The sequence below is a fragment of the Phyllobacterium sp. 628 genome, from assembly GCF_014189505.1.
GTDB lineage: Bacteria > Pseudomonadota > Alphaproteobacteria > Rhizobiales > Rhizobiaceae > Phyllobacterium.
Map to the genome: position 1 here is coordinate 2,390,900 of NZ_CP050301.1, position 18,140 is coordinate 2,409,039.

At 54.0% G+C, this 18,140-nt stretch carries 17 protein-coding genes and 1 pseudogene; 14 read left to right on the plus strand and 4 right to left on the minus strand.

Going from position 1 to position 18,140, the window contains the following annotated elements:
• The first annotated feature begins 103 nt into the window (after window positions 1-103).
• Window positions 104-928, plus strand: coding sequence for a cell envelope integrity EipB family protein (locus HB779_RS13270; RefSeq protein WP_188342840.1), 825 nt, complete (start codon window positions 104-106; stop codon window positions 926-928).
• 2 nt (window positions 929-930) lie between these two features.
• Here the strand turns inward: HB779_RS13270 and HB779_RS13275 are convergent, their stop codons facing one another.
• Entirely contained in the window at window positions 931-1,212 is a 282-nt protein-coding gene (locus HB779_RS13275; RefSeq protein WP_188342841.1) for a helix-turn-helix domain-containing protein, read from the minus strand.
• A gap of 5 nt (window positions 1,213-1,217) precedes the next feature.
• Entirely contained in the window at window positions 1,218-1,535 is a 318-nt protein-coding gene (locus HB779_RS13280) for a type II toxin-antitoxin system RelE/ParE family toxin (protein ID WP_188342842.1), read from the minus strand.
• Between the two features lie 307 nt (window positions 1,536-1,842).
• Between HB779_RS13280 and rpsB the strand changes: the two genes are divergently transcribed.
• The 13 genes and pseudogenes from rpsB (at window position 1,843) to lpxB (ending at window position 15,006) form a co-directional block, all read left to right on the plus strand.
• A complete protein-coding gene (rpsB, locus tag HB779_RS13285; RefSeq protein WP_188342843.1) occupies window positions 1,843-2,640 on the plus strand; it encodes a 30S ribosomal protein S2 in 798 nt (265 codons plus the stop codon).
• A 119-nt stretch (window positions 2,641-2,759) separates the two neighbouring features.
• Entirely contained in the window at window positions 2,760-3,683 is a 924-nt protein-coding gene (gene tsf, locus HB779_RS13290; protein WP_188342844.1) for a translation elongation factor Ts, read from the plus strand.
• A 101-nt stretch (window positions 3,684-3,784) separates the two neighbouring features.
• Complete coding sequence (gene pyrH, locus HB779_RS13295) at window positions 3,785-4,507, plus strand: UMP kinase (RefSeq protein ID WP_188342845.1); 723 nt, start codon at window positions 3,785-3,787, stop codon at window positions 4,505-4,507.
• Window positions 4,508-4,564: 57 nt separating this feature from the next.
• The gene (gene frr / locus HB779_RS13300; RefSeq protein ID WP_188342846.1) at window positions 4,565-5,125 is read left to right on the plus strand and encodes a ribosome recycling factor; all 561 of its coding nucleotides are present in this window, start codon (window positions 4,565-4,567) and stop codon (window positions 5,123-5,125) included.
• Between the two features lie 39 nt (window positions 5,126-5,164).
• Window positions 5,165-5,884 carry an isoprenyl transferase gene (locus HB779_RS13305; RefSeq protein WP_188342847.1) on the plus strand — a complete coding sequence of 240 codons (720 nt, stop codon included), beginning with the start codon at window positions 5,165-5,167 and terminating at the stop codon, window positions 5,882-5,884.
• A pseudogene (locus HB779_RS13310) lies at window positions 5,881-6,733 on the plus strand (phosphatidate cytidylyltransferase). Before HB779_RS13305 ends, HB779_RS13310 begins: the two are co-directional and overlap by 4 nt.
• Before the next feature lie 54 nt (window positions 6,734-6,787).
• A complete protein-coding gene (gene rseP, locus HB779_RS13315) occupies window positions 6,788-7,927 on the plus strand; it encodes an RIP metalloprotease RseP (RefSeq protein ID WP_188342848.1) in 1,140 nt (379 codons plus the stop codon).
• A 228-nt stretch (window positions 7,928-8,155) separates the two neighbouring features.
• Window positions 8,156-10,540, plus strand: coding sequence for an outer membrane protein assembly factor BamA (bamA, locus tag HB779_RS13320; protein WP_188342849.1), 2,385 nt, complete (start codon window positions 8,156-8,158; stop codon window positions 10,538-10,540).
• A 53-nt stretch (window positions 10,541-10,593) separates the two neighbouring features.
• The gene (lpxD, locus tag HB779_RS13325; RefSeq protein WP_188342850.1) at window positions 10,594-11,652 is read left to right on the plus strand and encodes a UDP-3-O-(3-hydroxymyristoyl)glucosamine N-acyltransferase; all 1,059 of its coding nucleotides are present in this window, start codon (window positions 10,594-10,596) and stop codon (window positions 11,650-11,652) included.
• Complete coding sequence (gene fabZ / locus HB779_RS13330) at window positions 11,645-12,130, plus strand: 3-hydroxyacyl-ACP dehydratase FabZ (RefSeq protein WP_188342851.1); 486 nt, start codon at window positions 11,645-11,647, stop codon at window positions 12,128-12,130. Before lpxD ends, fabZ begins: the two co-directional genes overlap by 8 nt.
• Complete coding sequence (gene lpxA, locus HB779_RS13335; RefSeq protein WP_188342852.1) at window positions 12,130-12,963, plus strand: acyl-ACP--UDP-N-acetylglucosamine O-acyltransferase; 834 nt, start codon at window positions 12,130-12,132, stop codon at window positions 12,961-12,963. The genes fabZ and lpxA overlap by 1 nt, the downstream gene beginning before the upstream one ends.
• A complete protein-coding gene (locus tag HB779_RS13340; protein ID WP_188342853.1) occupies window positions 12,947-13,837 on the plus strand; it encodes an LpxI family protein in 891 nt (296 codons plus the stop codon). Before lpxA ends, HB779_RS13340 begins: the two co-directional genes overlap by 17 nt.
• A complete protein-coding gene (gene lpxB, locus HB779_RS13345) occupies window positions 13,834-15,006 on the plus strand; it encodes a lipid-A-disaccharide synthase (protein ID WP_188345921.1) in 1,173 nt (390 codons plus the stop codon). Before HB779_RS13340 ends, lpxB begins: the two co-directional genes overlap by 4 nt.
• Before the next feature lie 127 nt (window positions 15,007-15,133).
• On the opposite strand, the gene gltA is transcribed toward lpxB, so the two are convergent.
• Together gltA and gltX are read right to left on the minus strand one after the other, a co-directional pair.
• Entirely contained in the window at window positions 15,134-16,426 is a 1,293-nt protein-coding gene (gene gltA / locus HB779_RS13350; RefSeq protein WP_188342854.1) for a citrate synthase, read from the minus strand.
• A 263-nt stretch (window positions 16,427-16,689) separates the two neighbouring features.
• The gene (gene gltX, locus HB779_RS13355) at window positions 16,690-18,114 is read right to left on the minus strand and encodes a glutamate--tRNA ligase (protein WP_188342855.1); all 1,425 of its coding nucleotides are present in this window, start codon (window positions 18,112-18,114) and stop codon (window positions 16,690-16,692) included.
• Window positions 18,115-18,140: the final 26 nt, after the last annotated feature.

Below are 18,140 nucleotides of genomic sequence, written 5' to 3' on the forward strand. Positions count from 1 at the left end.
ATGTTGCGGAATCGCAATTGATTGTGATGGAAGTTGCGATTTTTGCCTCGCTTCCGCCAAGAGTTTTTTTAATATGACATTCGAAAATTGGAGAATCTTGTCAATGCGTCTAATTCCTGTCCTCGTTTTCAGCCTCAGCGCCATGGGTCTGTCCGGATCATCCATGGCTCTAGCCGCTGGAACAGCGACTCTCGTGCCACACCGCGCCATTTATGATCTCAAACTGGATAATGCGCAGGAAAGCAGTGGTATCACGGGGCTGACAGGCCGCATGGTCTATGAGTTCAATGGATCGGATTGCGAAGGTTATACGACAAATTTCCGCTTCGTTACCCGCGTGGATATGGAAGAACAGCCGCAACGCGTGACGGACCAGCAGACAACGACTTTTGAATCAGGCGACGGCGCAAAGTTTCGGTTCGTCAACAAGACTTTCGTTGACCAGAGCCTGACAAAGGAAGTTCGCGGCGATGCGCTCCTTGCCAAAGACAAGACCGAAGTTGCGCTGACCAAACCAGAGGCAAACAAGGAAAATCTCGAACTCTCGCAATTTCCAACTCGGCACATGCAGGAATTGATCGAAAAGGCGATTGCCGGCGATGTGTTTTATCAGACCAAACTGTTCGATGGCTCTGAAGATGCCGACAAGGTCATGGCGACGACCGTTGTCATTGGCAAACCGGGGGTAGGTGACTCCGATGACGAGACGAAGAAGATGGGGCCGCTGGAAAAGGAAAACACCTGGCCCGTATCGATTGCCTATTTTGATGACAAGGACAAATCAGAAGGCCTGCCAAGCTATCGCATCAATTTCAAAATGTATCGCAATGGCGTAACGCGCGATCTGAAAATGGATTACGGCGATTTCTCCATGATCGGCAAGCTGGTCAATTTGGAGCTGTTTGACGCACCGAAGTGCTCGAAATAGAATTACGCGGCCAGAGTGATATCCATTCGCACGGAAAGCCCGGCATCCGTGGCAATGTTGATGAGTGTATCCAAGCTAAAATTCATAATTCTACCCTTCAGTAGATCATTCAAACGAGGCTGCGTTATTCCCAAACGGCGCGCGGCCTCGGTTTGGGTCAGTTTCCAGCTGTTTATCTGCTGTTCTATAGCGATCATGAGATTGGACCGCATCGACATATTGGCCGCTTCAGCAGGATTGTTTTCCAGCGCATCCCATACATTACCAAAACTCAAGCGTTCCATCGTTTTCACTCCTGGATTTGTCTCAGACGCAGAGCAGCGATATCCAAGTCGCGCTTTATCGTTTTTTGCGTTTTCTTTTGGAAGGCGTGCAAAACATATATCGTTTCTGCGAGCTTCACGACGTAGAGCACTCTAAACGCTCCCTGATGGTCTCGAACGCGGATTTCACCAACACCTGTGCCAATGGTGGCCATTGGCTTCCAATCACTTGGTTCCAACCCAAGCTGCACCTTATGCAATTGCACGCCGATCTCCCTTCGAATGGTTTCAGGAAAGTCACGCAATCGAACCAGTGAATCTCCGAGAAATTCCAAGCGCTTCAAAATATCGCCTCTTTTTATATCAGTTTTTGTATAAGTCTGACAAGACGATAGCGGCGTGGCAACCAGAAGGATATTCCCCGATAGTAGCGACAGCAAACCACTGACGCACGCTCATAAACCCAATAAATCCGACGTGAAACTACCTTTTCTCTCCCTTGCTCTTGCGTTTGCCGGGAATATCGCTTAACAGCCGCTTCATTCCACACACGGGATTTGGGTTGATATCGGGAGAAATCCGATATGGCCTCCGGTGGCGGGTTTCCGCCTCTTTCCCGTGGAGGTTCAACCGGAAAAGGAAAACTAAGAGATGGCATTGCCTGATTTCAGCATGCGTCAGCTCCTTGAAGCTGGCGTTCACTTCGGCCACCAGACACATCGCTGGAACCCGAAAATGGCACCATATATTTATGGTTCCCGCAACAATATTCACATTCTTGACCTGGCCCAGACCTATCCTCTGCTGCACACCGCGCTGAAGAAGGTTTCGGACACCGTTGCCCGTGGCGGCCGCGTTCTGTTCGTTGGCACCAAGCGTCAGGCTTCGGACATCATTGCTGATGCCGCAACCCGTTCGGCTCAGTACTACGTCAACGCCCGCTGGCTCGGCGGCATGATGACCAACTGGAAGACGATTTCGAATTCCATCCAGCGTCTGCGCAAGCTCGACGAACTTCTTTCCAGCGAAGCACAGGGCTTCACCAAGAAGGAACGTCTGAATCTTGATCGCGAACGTGAGAAGCTCAACCGCGCTCTCGGCGGTATCAAGAACATGGGTTCGGTTCCGGACCTCATCTTCATCATCGATACCAACAAGGAAGCGATTGCTATTCAGGAAGCCAAGCGTCTTGGTATTCCGGTTGTAGCCGTTATCGATTCCAATTGCGATCCGGACCAGATCGACTTCCCGATCCCAGGCAACGACGATGCATCGCGCGCTATTTCGCTGTATTGCGATCTGATTGCCAAGGCTGCTCTTGATGGCATTCTGCGCCAGCAGGGTTCGCTCGGCATCGATGTCGGCGCTCAGGAAGAAGCTCCTGTTGAGCCAACGCTCGAAGCTCCGGCTGCCGAAGCTCCTGCACAGGAAGGTGAAGCCTCCGCTTGAGGCTTCATACACCCGTCTTAATCGGGTGATTAAAACCATATCGATTGGCGCATGACGCGCCGCAAAAGTTGGCATGCTGGTTTCCCCAGTATGCCTTCGCTTTGAGAAGAGGCGACATAATGAGCATTTCTGCATCACAGGTAAAAGAACTCCGCGAAATCAGCGGCGCTGGCATGATGGACTGCAAGGCAGCCCTGACTGAAACCAATGGCGACATGGAAGCCGCCGTTGACTGGCTGCGCGCAAAAGGCATTTCCAAGGCTGACAAGAAGGCAGGCCGTACGGCTGCCGAAGGTCTGGTTGGTGTTGCTTCGAACGGCAAAAAGTCCGTCGTTGTCGAAGTCAACTCCGAAACCGATTTCGTTGCCCGCAATGACGCGTTCCAGGACATCGTCCGCAACGTAGCCAATGTGGCCCTTACGACAGATGGTTCGACAGCTGCCGTTGCCGCTGCGACCTATCCAGCTTCCGGCAAGTCGGTTGTCGATACGATCAAGGACGCTGTTGGCACGATCGGTGAAAACCTCTCGTTCCGCCGCTCTGCTGCGCTCAGCGTCAGCGAAGGCGTTGTGGCAACCTACATCCACAACGGCGTTTCTGACGGCCTTGGCAAGCTTGGTGTTCTCGTTGCAATCGAGACCGCAGGCGATGCGGACGCTGCAAACGCATTCGGCCGTCAGGTTGCAATGCATGTTGCTGCAACCAACCCGCTTGCTTTGACACCAGCTGAAGTTGATCCGGCAGCTGTTGAGCGTGAAAAGGCGGTTTTCACCGAATCCGCTCGTCAGTCCGGCAAGCCGGAAAACATTATCGAAAAGATGGTCGAAGGCCGCCTGCGCAAGTTCTACGAAGAAGTTGTGCTGCTTTCTCAGGCTTTCGTCATCAATCCTGACCTGACTGTTGAAGCCGCTCTCAAGGATGCGGAAAAGGCAATCGGCGCACCGGCAAAAATCACAGCATTCGTGCGTTTCGCTCTCGGTGAAGGTATCGAGAAAGAAGCAACCGATTTCGCTGCTGAAGTCGCAGCAGCTGTGAAGAAGTAATTTCACGACTGACTAAATCCGGGGGCACCGCGTGACAACGCGGTGCCCTTGGTGTATCCGGACTTCAAATATCTGACATGCACGACTCTGAGGGAGGTTTTATGGCTGGTACGGCTGTGTATAAACGCGTTCTGCTCAAGGCCTCCGGTGAAGCTCTTATGGGTGATCAGGGCTTCGGTATCGACGTCACGGTTGCCGACCGTATTGCCAGCGATATCGCTGAAGCGCGTGCATTGGGTGTAGAAGTTGGCGTTGTTATCGGCGGCGGTAATATTTTCCGCGGCGTCGCTGTGGCGTCCAAGGGCGGCGACCGGGTAACCGGCGACCATATGGGCATGCTCGCGACAGTCATCAATTCATTGGCGCTGCGCACATCCCTCGTCAAGATTGGTATTGATACAGTTGTACTTTCTGCCATCGCCATGCCTGAATTGTGCGAGACTTTCTCGCAGAGACAGGCAACGGCTTATATGGATATGGGAAAAGTCGTGATTTTTGCCGGCGGTACAGGCAATCCATTTTTTACCACTGACTCGGCTGCAGCCTTGCGCGCGGCCGAAGTTGGCGCCGATGCTCTCTTCAAGGGCACGCAGGTTGACGGTGTTTACACCGCTGACCCCAAGAAAGACCCGAATGCCGTCCGGTTTGACCGACTTACCCACAAGGAGATGCTGGATCGCGGCCTTTCTGTAATGGATACAACGGCTGTTGCTCTTGCGCGCGAGAACAATATCCCAATAATTGTTTATTCAATCCACGAAAAAGGTGGTTTTGCGGAAGTTCTGCAGGGCAGAGGGCGTGCGACCATCGTTTCTGACGAATGATCCAACATTCCCGCACAGGTTGAGCGGAATACCGGAAAGAATATAGGAGCATTGAGTATGAGTGATGCACTCGATTTGAATGATCTGAAGCGCCGCATGGATGGCGCTGTGCAGGCTTTGAAACATGACCTTAACGGTCTTCGTACGGGGCGAGCTTCGGCAAGCTTGCTTGAACCAATCACCGTTGAAGCCTACGGCTCACATATGCCACTCAATCAGGTTGCCAATATTACGGTCCCTGAATCCCGCATGCTGGCCGTCTCCGTCTGGGACAAGTCCATGGTCGGTAAGGTGGAACGGGCGATTCGCGAATCCGGTCTTGGCCTCAATCCTATTACGGATGGCAATAATCTTCGTATTCCATTGCCGGAACTCAACGAACAGCGCCGCAAGGAACTGGTCAAGATCGCCCACCAATATGTTGAGCAGGCAAAGGTTGCCGCCCGCCATGTACGCCGCGACGGCATGGACGAATTGAAGAAGCTCGAAAAGGACGGCGATATCAGTCAGGATGACAACCGGGTCCTTTCGGAAAAAGTCCAGAAAATGACGGACGAGACGATTACCGAGATGGACAAGGTCGTTGCCGTCAAGCAGGCGGAAATTATGCAGGTTTAACCTGCTGCCCAATATTGTTGCCACCGGAGGTTGAATACTATGTCCAATCCGAGCCACATTGCCATCATCATGGATGGAAATGGCCGTTGGGCAAAGGCACGGGGCTTGCCGCGTGCGGCGGGGCACAAGGCCGGCTTGGAAGCGCTGCGCGATACGATCCGTGCGGCCGGTAAAATGGGCATTCCATTTTTGACGCTGTTTGCGTTTTCGTCGGAAAACTGGTCGCGTCCACGGTCTGAAGTTTCGGATTTGATGGGATTGCTCAAGCTTTTCATCCGCCGCGATCTTGCTGAATTGCATCGTGAGAATGTGCGCGTGCGTATCATTGGCGAGCGGGAAGGGCTGGCGAAGGATATTCGCGGCCTTCTGATGGAAGCCGAGACGCTGACGGGTCGCAATACGGGTTTGACTCTGGTCATTGCCTTCAACTACGGCTCACGCAATGAGATTACCCGTGCGGTTCAGCAACTGCTGGCAGACGTGAGTGCGGGTGTCATCACCCAAGCGGACGTGACAGCCGAAGCCATCTCTGCCCGGCTCGATACAGCCGATATCCCTGATCCGGACCTCATTATCCGCACCAGCGGCGAGATGCGTCTTTCAAATTTCCTGCTTTGGCAGGCTGCCTATTCAGAATTCATGTTCCTGCCGTGTTATTGGCCTGATTTCCGCTCTACGCACCTCGCTGAAGCGATTGAGACGTTCCATATGCGCGAACGCCGGTTCGGTGGGGTAAATCAACAGGAAATAGCCCTGTGACGGCTGCAGAGCCCACTCCGCCGGTCAAGACAGGCAGCCGGTTCTCAAATCTGTACAAACGCACCTTTAGCGCCATCATCCTTATTGCCATTGCTCTAGCCCTCACATGGATCGGCGGTCTGCCGTTTACCCTGATGGCATGCGCTATCGGGCTCGGCGTCTTCTACGAGTGGCATTCGATCACGGCGCCGCGTTCAACTGCGTTGACCCGCAGTGTCGCGTGGATCTGTCTGATCGTGGTCCTTGGAATGCTGCTGTTTTCCCATAATGGACTGCTGATTATTGCTGTGCTGCTGGCAGGAGCGGCCATAGTGGCTGTGCTTGGAGGCAGGGCGTCAGGCTATTGGCCGGCGACGGGGCTGCTCTATGCCGGTTTCCCCGCCATTGCATTGACATTTGTGCGTGGTGACACGGGGGATGGGTTTGCGGCAGTCCTGTTTTTGTTTGCTGTTGTCTGGTCCACGGACATTTTTGCCTATTTCAACGGGCGCGCATTGGGAGGACCAAAGCTGGCGCCGCGTTTCTCACCCAACAAGACGTGGGCAGGAGCCATTGGCGGAGCCGCAGCCGGCATTGCTGCCGGTGTTGCCTGTGCAGCCTTCATAACGCCGGCAGGCGGTGTTCCCATTCCATTGATCGCATTCGTGCTGTCCGTTACGGCTCAGATTGGCGATCTGGGGGAATCATGGGTCAAGCGCAGGTTTGGCGTGAAAGATTCTGGGGCATATGATCCCCGGTCACGGTGGCGTGATGGACCGGGTGGACGGACTTGTAGCAGCAGCGGCATTGCTGTACCTCATCGGAGCAATTCTGGTTAAACCGGAAACGCCCTACGATATTCTTTTCTAGCTGGCCGCGCTTCGGCAACCCTCTGCGGGTTTATAGCAACGCCCGGAGGACATTTTGACGGATACGCTGAGCTATCTTTTCGGCCCTCACAGTTTGCTTATTGGTACAATTCTACCCTTCCTGGTCATATTGACCGTTGTCGTCTTTGTTCATGAGATGGGCCATTACCTCGTTGGCCGCTGGTGCGGCATTGGGGTGCAGGCTTTCTCGATTGGATTTGGACCGGAGCTGTTTGGTTTCAATGACCGAAATGGAACGCGCTGGAAGCTTTCGGCGATTCCGCTTGGCGGATATGTGAAGTTTGCAGGCGATGAAAGCGTTGCGAGTTCACCCGTAACCTTGCCGGAAAACATGAGCGCGGCAGAACGTGCCGTCGCATTTCACACGCAACCCGTATGGAAACGGGCGGCAACGGTGTTTGCCGGACCCGCCTTCAATATTCTTCTTACAGTTGCGATCTTTTCCGTATTCTTTGCACTCTATGGACGCATGGTTGCGGACCCGATCGTTGCGGAAGTGCGCCCGGGCGGACCAGCGGCTGTTGCAGGCTTTCAGCCGGGTGACCGGTTCATCAGCGTTGACGGCGACAAGGTTTATACATTTTCCGACGTGCAGCGGCACGTTTCCGCCCGTGCGGGTGATTCTCTTAAGTTTGTCGTGGAGCGCAACGGGCAGCAGGTTGATCTCACCGCTACGCCGGAACTGGTTGAGCAAAAAGATCCCTTGGGTAACACCGTCAAAATTGCAGCTATTGGCGTCGTCAACAATCAGGAAGTCGGGAACTTTCGCCGGATCACCTATAACCCTGTCGAATCAGTGGGGCAGGCGGTGCGCGAGAGCGGGTTTATTATTGCGCGTACAGGCCAATTTTTCAGCCGATTCTTTGCCGGCCGCGAAGATAAGTGTCAGCTCGGCGGTCCGGTAAAGATAGCAACCATGGCGGGACAGGCGGCAAGTCAGGGTATTGACTGGCTTATTCAGCTAACGGCCATGCTTTCAATTGGCATTGGACTGCTTAATCTATTTCCATTGCCGCCGCTGGACGGCGGTCATTTGATCTTTTATGCAGTAGAAGCTGTCATACGCAGACCCGTCAAACCCGCCATTCAGGAGATTTTCTTCCGAGTTGGCTTCTTGCTGGTGTTGGGATTTATGGGATTTGTGGTGTTTAATGACCTTTTCGCCTGCCGGTGAGAAAAATTAAACATTAGTGAAAATATGCAGGTGGGCTGGAAAAGCGTTATGATCTGTTTACTATAAGCTGTGAATGGAGTGGCATGGATGCCACGCTTTCGTGCGAAGTAAACAGATTTTAACCGTAAGCCTTGCGTGTATGTAAAAACCGGTTATGACGGTGTGCGAGTAAGTGCTTAGTCCGGGATCTCGCCCGGGGACAACGAGAAACAAAGGTTTAGTAGGCCTATGGCGGCAAGTTCAAAATTCGTTGGTGCAGCGTCGGCGCTCGCCATTTCAGCGGCTCTTGTGGGCCCAGGTGCAATCGTCGCAACGATTGCCGGGGTAACAACAGCCCAGGCAGCAACCGTCAGCCGTATTGAAGTGCGCGGGAATTCCCGTGTTGACGCACAGACGGTCAAGGACAATCTCGGCATTACGCCAGGCAAGCCTTTCTCCAATAATGATATCGATGCTGCCACCAAGCGTTTGTTTGCAACAAACCTGTTCGGCGATGTGCGCATTACTCAGTCCGGTGGCGCTCTGATCGTTACGGTTTCCGAGCACCAGGTTGTCAATCAGGTCATTTTCCAAGGCAACAAGAAGATCAAGGACGTTCAGCTCTCCAGTGCTGTGCAGTTGAAGTCGCGTGATGCTTTCAATCAGCAGACGCTTGATGCCGACACGGAGGCCGTCCGCGCTGCTTATCGCAACATCGGACGTAGCGATGCTACGGTAAACTCGCGCATCATGGATTTGGGGCAGGGCCGGGTTAACGTTGTTTATGAAATCAACGAAGGCGACCGTACAAAGATCGACAACATTGTCTTTGTTGGCAACAATGCCTTTGGCGAACGCCGCTTGCGCGACGTGATTTCGACCAAGAAGTCCAATCCTTTGTCTTGGCTGACACGCAACGACGTCTATAGCGAAGATCGTATGCGCGCTGACGAAGAGGCATTGCGCCGTTTCTATTACAACCGTGGTTATGCGGATTTCCGCGTTATCTCATCGACAGCCAATCTCGATGCGGCGACCAATGAATACACGATCACCGTTACAGTTGAAGAAGGTGAGAAGTACACATTCGGCGGTGTAGAGGTTCAGAGCTCGGTTGAGGGTGTTGATGCGTCCAAGCTCGGCGGTCTTGTAGAAACCAGCCAGGGTTCGACATACAACGCCAAGGAAGTCGAAAATTCGATCATCAAGCTTTCTGAAAAGGTAGCTGGTCAGGGTTATGCCTTTGCCAAGGTAGAGCCACGCGGTGATCGCAATTTCGAGAACCACACGATTTCGGTTGTCTACAACATCGATCAGGGTCCGCGCGCCTATCTTGAGCGCATTGAGATCCGTGGCAACGAAAAGACACGCGACTATGTCATTCGTCGTGAATTCGATGTCAGCGAAGGCGATGCATTCAATCAGGTTCTCATCCAGCGCGCCAAGAAGCGTCTTGAAAACCTTGATTTCTTCCAGACAGTCAACATCACGACTGCTCCTGGTTCGCAGCCTGATCAGGTTGTTCTGGTTGTTGATGTTATCGAGAAGTCAACCGGTGAGTTTTCCATCGGCGGCGGTTATACAACGGGCGGCGAAAGCCCCGGACCAACAGTGGAAGGCTCGATCACCGAGCGCAACTTCCTCGGTCGCGGTCAGTTCATTCGTATTGGCGCCGGTGGTGGCCTGAACAACAACCGTACCTATTCGCTGTCGTTCACCGAGCCATACTTCCTCGGTCAGCGCATTTCGGCTGGTTTCGATCTGTTCAAGCGTCAGTCCGGTGTGAACGACAAGTATGAGACCGATTTGACCGGCGGCACGATCCGCTTTGGTCTGCCGATCACGGAAACTTTGACTGCTGGTGTCGCGTACAACCTGACTCAGGAAAAGTACGAGATCGATGATAAAGCTCGTAACCCTGATGGCTCTGTCAATCTGGACGAGATTTCGCAGGCTTTTGCTGATGCGGCGAATCGCGGTACCTGGATCAAATCATCAGTTAGCTGGTCGTTAGTGTATGATACGATTGATGATCGCAAGAATCCACGTGATGGTCTCTATGCGAAATTCAATCAGGAATATGCTGGCGTCGGCGGTGATGCGAATTACCTGAAGACAACCTTCAAGGGTAGTTATTACAAGACGCTTTCGCAAGAGATGGACATTGTCGGTCTCGTTGGCGTAGGTGCCGGCTATATCAAGGGCTTCGGCGACGAACCGCTGCGCGTTTTTGATACATTCAAGAACAATCAGGACATGATTCGCGGCTTCAAGTACGCTGGTATCGGTCCGCGTGACGGTCGGCCCGGTCTAGACGATAAGGGAAGCTTCCTCGGCGGCACCACGTATTTCAACGCAAGTGTTGAAACACAGTTCCCGTTGCCAGTTGTTCCCGAGAGCCTTGGTATTCGCGGTGCATTGTTTGCTGATGCGGCAACACTCTATGGAAGTGATCTTGCTCAGGCGAAGAGCCCCGTTGATACCACTGGCATGGAATGGCGTGCGTCCGTTGGTGCAAGTATCATGTGGGCATCGCCGTTCGGTCCGCTGCGCTTCGACTACGCTATTCCGGTCAAGAAGGTTGAAGGCGATCAGGTCCAGAACTTCAACTTCGGCATGTCGAGCAAATTCTGATAGATTGCTGACCTCCCGGGGGAGCATATTTCCCCGGGGGAGAAAGTTAGTCGATGGCCGATCCGATTTTTTATGAGCCACTGTTGAATGTGACTATTGGTCAGATCGCCGGTCTGACCAATGGCGTTCTTGTTGACAGCTCCCTTGCAAACAGACCTGTTGTACGCCTCGCATCGTTGTCGGATGCTGGACCTGATGCACTTGTTTTCATTGATGGCAAGAAGAACGCGCACAATCTTGAGAATTTGAAGGCGGCTTGCGTGCTTTGCACCGACGACGTCAAATCAAGCATTCCCAAAAACATCGCAATTATAGTGACTCGCCATCCGCAGCAGGATTTCGCAGCCGTTGGCCGGGCGCTTTATCCTCATGCGGTGAATGCGCATCTATGGAGTGGCGGCGAAACAGGTATTTCACCGCACGCAATCATTCATCCGACAGCTGAGATCGAAGCCGGTGTTACGATCGAACCGGGCGTCATCATTGGCAGCAATGTCTCCATTGGCTCCGGCACCGTCATTGCCGCCAGCGTGGTGATTGGCAATGGCTGCAAGATTGGACGTGATTGCTATATCGCCCCAAGCAGTTCTGTTCAGTATGCATTTCTTGGCAACAAAGTACTGCTGCACCCGGGTGTGCGCATAGGCCAGGATGGTTTCGGCTATGTGCCGGGCAAGGCGGGACTCGATAAGATGCCGCAGCTTGGCCGTGTCATTATCCAGGATAATGTCGAGATTGGCGCCAACACGACGGTTGATCGTGGTGCTTTAGGCGACACCGTTATTGGTGAAGGCACAAAAATCGATAATCTTGTGCAAATTGCCCACAATGTTCATATCGGACGCCATTGCGTGATAGCTGCACAATGTGGCATTTCCGGTAGCGTAGTGCTCGGCGACATGACGAGGCTTGGTGGCAGTGTTGGCATCAAGGACCATGTCAATATTGGCTCAGGCGTTGAAATTGCCGCGGCAAGCGGTGTGATGAATGATATTCCGGATGGCGAGAGATGGGCCGGAGCGCCCGCCCAGCCATTCAAGCAATGGTTCCGTGAAATTGCGAGTGTCCGCGCGATGACCAGAACCAAGAAGGAGAGCAGCTCAGATGAGTGATAATGTACAAGCAAGCAGCCTTGGCGTCGCGGACATCCAGAAGCTTCTGGCAAGCCTGCCGCATCGCTATCCCTTTTTGCTGATCGACCGTATCGTAGATATCGATCGCGACGTCTCGGCGACAGGCATCAAGAACGTTAGTATCAACGAGCCGCATTTTGCCGGACATTTTCCGGAATTGCCGATTATGCCTGGTGTTCTGATCATCGAAGCCATGGCTCAGACGGCCGGTGCCATCGTGCTGCTCCATAACGGAAGCGGCAAACCGGGCAAGGTCTTTTTCATGACCATTGACGGTGCGAAATTCAGACGGCCTGTTGTTCCCGGCGACCAGCTCAAGCTGCGCGTCACCAAACTTAAGCAGCGCGGCAATATTCATAAATATGCCTGTGTCGCCGAAGTTGATGGCTTCAAGGTCGCGGAAGCTGAAGTTGCAGCAATGGTCAGTTTTCCAGAAGACGACGAGACCGGAGCCTGATGTCCAATCCCAGCATTCATCCGACTGCTATTATTGAAGCGGGCGCAAAAATTGGTGACAGGGTAAATATTGGTCCGTTCTGCCATATCGGTTCTGAAGCTGTTATCGGCAACGACGTCGAGATTGCCAGCCACGTGGTCATCTTGGGCGCTACAACCCTTGGTGATGGCGCCGAGGTGTTTCCGCATGCCATTCTGGGCGGTGATCCGCAGAACACCAAGCACAAGGGTGGACGGACAACGCTGATCATCGGCAAGAATTGCGTGATCCGTGAAGGTGTTACCATGCACCGTGGCACGGATAGCAGCCGTGGCACGACGACGGTGGGCGACAACTGCATGTTTCTGGCGTATTCGCATGTCGCACATGATTGCGAGATCGGCAACAGCGTGACGTTCTCGAACAATGTCATGATTGGCGGCCACGTAACTATCGGAAATAATGTTATTATTGGCGGCGGTGCCGCCTTGCACCAGTTCGTTCGTGTTGGCCATCACGCATTTATCGGCGGGCTTGCCGCCGTGGCGCTGGATGTCATTCCCTACGGTATGGTTATCGGCAATCACGCCTATCTCGGCGGGTTAAACATTGTCGGCATGAAACGCTCCGGCATGGCACGACCGGAGATCCACAATATGCGGCGTGCCGTGCGCATGTTGTTTGATCGCAGCAAGCCGGTGCGCGCACGGGCTGATGATGTGCGGGAGGCATTTCCGCAATCACCTGCGGTTGCAGATCTGATCGATTTCATCACGACGGATACAAAGCGCGCCTATTGCACACCGCCCCTCGGTTCCGGAATCGAGACAAGCGACAGTGACGACAAAAGCTAAAACCCCGGATACAGGTTTGCCAGCGGCCATAACAGGCCGCACGGCGATTGTCGCCGGCAATGGCCTGCTCCCCATTGCGATTGCAGAAAGCCTGCAAAAACATGGCACTAACCCTCTGATCATTGCGATAAAGGGTGAGGCTTCCCCCGAAATCCACGCTGCAAAGCATGCCGAGATTTCCATTGTCGAGCTTGGCGGCTTGATGAAAATCCTGAAATCCGAAGGCATTACCAATGTTGTGCTGGCTGGCGGCGTGCGACACCGTCCGGAATTCAAAGCCGCGCTGCATCCTGGTAATGGCAATCTCGTGGCCCTGTTTCGCTTCCTGCGTGCATTTAGGCTCGGGGATGACGGCTTGCTTCGGGCCGTGATTTCCACCATTGAATCCTACGGTTTCCGAGTTTTGGGCGCCCATGAGATCGTTCCGGACATTCTTGCACCGGATGTTGGCACGATCACCAGAAAACGCGCTGATAAGGAAAGCCAGGCTGATATGCACGCTGCGCGCGAAGCAGCTGTACTGATTGGCTCGCTTGACATCGGACAGGCCGCGATAGCTGTTGGTCGACGTGTGGTTGCCCTCGAAGGGGTCGAAGGCACCGACGCAATGCTGCAACGGGTGGCTGAATTGCGCAGTGCCAAGCGCATCAATCGCAAGGGTGGCGTTTTGGTGAAATGCGCCAAACCGCAGCAGGAAGTGCGGGCGGATTTGCCAGCCATCGGGGTTAGCACCATTGAAAACGCTGTCAAAGCGGGTTTAAAGGGCATCGCGATCGAAGCGCGGCGCACGTTGATTCTAGGGTATGGCGAGACGATCGCGGCAGCCAACGCAGCAGGTATTTTTATCGAGACCTTCGAGCAGGAGGCCAAATAATGGCCGCAACCAGACCGCTTCGGCTGGCGATTGTTACTGGCGAAGAATCCGGCGACCTGCTGGGCGCGGATCTCGTTCAAACATTGCGGCGGAAGTATCCGGGCGAGGTGACTTTGACCGGTCTTGGCGGTGAACACCTTGCTGTACTTGGGCTTAAGTCTTTGTTTGATCAGCATGAAATTGCCCTTATGGGTATTTCGGCAATCGTCACCAAACTGCCGCAACTCATCCGCCGCATCGCGCAATTGGCCAGTGCCATTATAGAAGCCAAGCCGGATTGTCTCGTTATTATCGACAGCCCGGATTTCACCCATCGGGTTGCGCGCAAGGTGCGCGCTGCTGATCCGTCGATCCCGATTATCAACTATATCAGCCCGTCGGTCTGGGCTTGGCGGCCGGAACGCGCCAAGGCCATGCGTGGATATATCGACCACGTTCTTGCCATCCTGCCGTTCGAAGTGCAGGCGCTGAAGGATCTGGATGGGCCATCTGCCACCTATGTCGGACATCGGCTTGTCACCTATGCGCCGCTCATGGCGGCGGCGGCACAAAACCTGGCACGTGAAACTGAGCTGGCGAATACATCCGAGCGTAGCCTCGTGGTACTTCCGGGCTCACGTCGGTCGGAAATCACAAGTCTTGCCAAAGCTTTCGGCGAAACTGTTGAGCTTTTGATTGATCGCGGCAATCGCCTTAGAATCACGCTGCCAACCCTGCCAAAAGTCGAAAATCTGGTACGCGAGCTCACGGCAGGATGGAAAGTTAAGCCTAATATCGTCGTTGGCGAAGCAGAAAGATTGAAAGCATTTGCTGCTGCGGATGCTGCTCTGGCCGCATCAGGCACGGTTTCACTGGAGCTGGCATTGGCGCGGATACCAACGGTTTTATCCTACAGACCTGACTGGCTGGCCCGTCTGATCATTGCACCGCGCATCAAGATATGGAGCGCTGCGCTGCCAAACATTATTGCCGATGAGCCGGTTGTGCCGGAATATTTCAATCAGTTCGTGCGCCCAGGGCCGCTTGCGCGTCAGATCGAGCAGCTTTTGCGACCCAGCATCTACCGCACGGCCCAGTTACAGGGCTTCGACAAGATCGCCAATCTGATGCAGACCGAGCGTCCGTCGGGTGAAATTGCGGCCGATGTGGTGCTTGCGCACCTGCGTTAAAGCATCAAAAGCGCCATTCCCAGATACACCAAGTCAACGGATTCCACTTTTTCGCCACAATCCAAAGGGTTTCAAACACAAAAAAGGCGCCATGTGGCGCCTTTTTTAATGCCGGTTTTAAGGGCTTTTATTTGCGGTTGCCGACCGGCACATAATCGCGCTGGGTTGCGCCGGTATAGAGCTGGCGCGGACGGCCAATCTTCTGATGCGGATCTTCGATCATTTCCTTCCACTGGGCCAGCCAGCCGACGGTGCGCGCAACGGCGAACAGAACGGTGAACATGGTGGTGGGGAAGCCGAGAGCCTTCAAGGTGATACCGGAATAGAAATCGACATTCGGGTAAAGCTTCTTTTCGATGAAATATTCATCGGTCAGGGCAATGCGTTCCAACTCCATGGCGACGTCGAGCAATGGATCGTCCTTGATGCCGAGTTCGGCCAGAACTTCCTTGGTGGTCTGCTGCATGATCTTGGCGCGCGGATCGTAGTTCTTGTAAACGCGGTGGCCAAAGCCCATCAGGCGGAACGGATCGTTCTTGTCCTTGGCGCGGGCGATGAATTCCGGAATACGGTCGACCGTACCAATTTCGCCGAGCATGGTGAGTGCGGCTTCATTGGCGCCGCCATGGGCAGGACCCCAGAGGCAGGCAATGCCGGCTGCAATGCACGCGAACGGATTGGCACCGGATGAGCCGGCAAGGCGCACTGTTGATGTCGAAGCGTTCTGTTCGTGATCAGCGTGCAAAATGAAAATCCGGTCCATTGCGCGAGCAAGAACCGGATTTGGCACGTAATCTTCACATGGCACAGCAAAGCACATGTGCAAAAAGTTGGTTGCGAAATCGAGATTGTTCTTCGGGTAAACGAAGGGTTGACCGATATGATACTTGTAGGCCATGGCGGCCAGGGTCGGAATCTTGGCGATCATACGGATCGACGCAACCATGCGTTGATGCGGATCGGAGATATCGGTTGAATCGTGATAGAAGGCCGACAGGGCGCCAACACAGCCAACCATGACTGCCATGGGATGGGCATCACGGCGGAAGCCGCTGAAGAAGCGCGACATCTGTTCATGCACCATGGTGTGGTGCGTTACGCGGAAGTCGAAATCATGCTTCTGGCTCTTGGTCGGCAGTTCGCCGTAGAGCAGGAGATAGCAGGTTTCGAGAAAATCGCCCTTTTCGGCGAGCTGTTCGATAGGGTAGCCGCGATGCAGCAAAATGCCTTCATCACCATCGATATAGGTGATCTGCGACTCGCAGGAGGCTGTTGAGGTAAAACCCGGATCATACGTGAAGGCACCGGTGTTCTTGTAGAGTGTTCCAATGTCTACGACATCAGGTCCGATGGTCCCTTTTTTAATCGGTAACGCAAACTCATGACCATTCAGATCGATGTTGACGTTGTTCTCAGACATTGCAGTTCCTTTCTTGCTTCAGCTCCCGCTGACATCTCGTGTACCGATTCCCGAAGTTCGCTGCATAAGCAGTAGACTCTCGTCGAACTTCGGAACTGAAAGGACACGAGTTACTTCACATTCCAGCATGACCTCTTTGTTCAGCATACTGGCCCAAAGCGCTGACCCCTTCACGAGGTACTTATCCTGATATCCTCAGGCACGCCACCGTACTCGAACGGCGTAATGTTGCAATGCAAAAAATGCACCGCGACAGTGCCGAATTAACCTTTTATCTGATCCTCGATACGGCCCAATGATTCCTCGCGGCCAAGCACAGCCAAAACGTCGAAAACACCCGGAGATGTTGCTCTTCCGGTCAATGCAGCACGCAAAGGTTGGGCAATTTTACCGAGTTTCAGGCCTGTCGCTTCCGCGTGAACACGCACCGCCGCGTCCAGAGCTTCGGCACTCCAGTCATTCACACAGGCAAGCGACGGAAGAACGCCGGAAAGGACGCTTTTGCCTTCCTCGTTGAGCAATGCAACTGCCTTTTCGTCAAGCGCAAGCGGGCGTTGTGCAAAGAGGTATTTTGCGCTGTCTGCCAGTTCAACAAGCGTTTTGGCGCGCTCCTTCAGGCCGGGCATTGCTGCCAGCAATTGCTGTTTGGTGCGGTCGTTGAGGCGCGCCAGAATTTCTGCGCCACCTTCGATTTCCGGCAGAATGTCAATCATGGCCTTCACCAGACCGGCATCTTCGGAAATGCGCATATAGTGACCGTTGATAGCCTCCAGCTTCTGGAAATCAAAGCGCGAGGCACCGCGATTGATATCGGAAATCTCGAACCATTCGATCATCTGCGCATCGGACATGATTTCATCGTCGCCATGGCTCCAGCCGAGGCGGACAAGATAATTGCGCAGGGCTGCAGGTAGATAACCCATGGCACGGTACGCTTCGACACCCAGCGCGCCGTGGCGCTTGGATAGCTTCGCGCCATCGGCACCATGGATCAGTGGGATATGGCCCATGACAGGCACATCCCAGCCCATGGCAGTGTAAATCACGGTCTGACGTGCCGCATTGGTCAGGTGATCGTCACCACGGATAATGTGCGTGACGCCCATGTCATGATCGTCCACAACGACTGCGTGCATATAGGTCGGATTGCCATCGGAGCGCAGGATGATGAAATCATCGAGATCCTTGTTCGGAAAGCGCACATCGCCCTGCACCAGATCGCGCACGAGGGTTTCGCCTTCCTGCGGCGCTTTAATGCGGATAACCGGCTTGACGTCAGCAGGTGCCTCGCTCGGGTCGCGGTCACGCCAGCGGCCGTCATACCGGGGCGGGCGGCCTTCGGCCCGGGCCTTTTCGCGCATTTCCTCAAGCTCGGCCTGTGAGGCATAGCAATAATAGGCTTTGCCCTTGGTGACGAGTTCTTCTGCTACTTCGCGGTGGCGCGGTGCGCGCTCAAACTGCGAAACGGCATCGCCGTCCCAGTCGAGCCCGATCCACTTCAAACCGTCAAGAATGGCGGTGACAGCGGCTTCCGAGGAACGTTCGCGATCCGTATCTTCAATACGCAGCAGCATCTTGCCACCCGTATGTTTGGCATAGAGCCAGTTGAACAGGGCCGTGCGGGCACCGCCAATATGCAGGTAACCGGTCGGAGAAGGGGCAAAACGGGTAACAACAGGTGATGACATAAGGACTCCAATAGACGCGTCGGCCA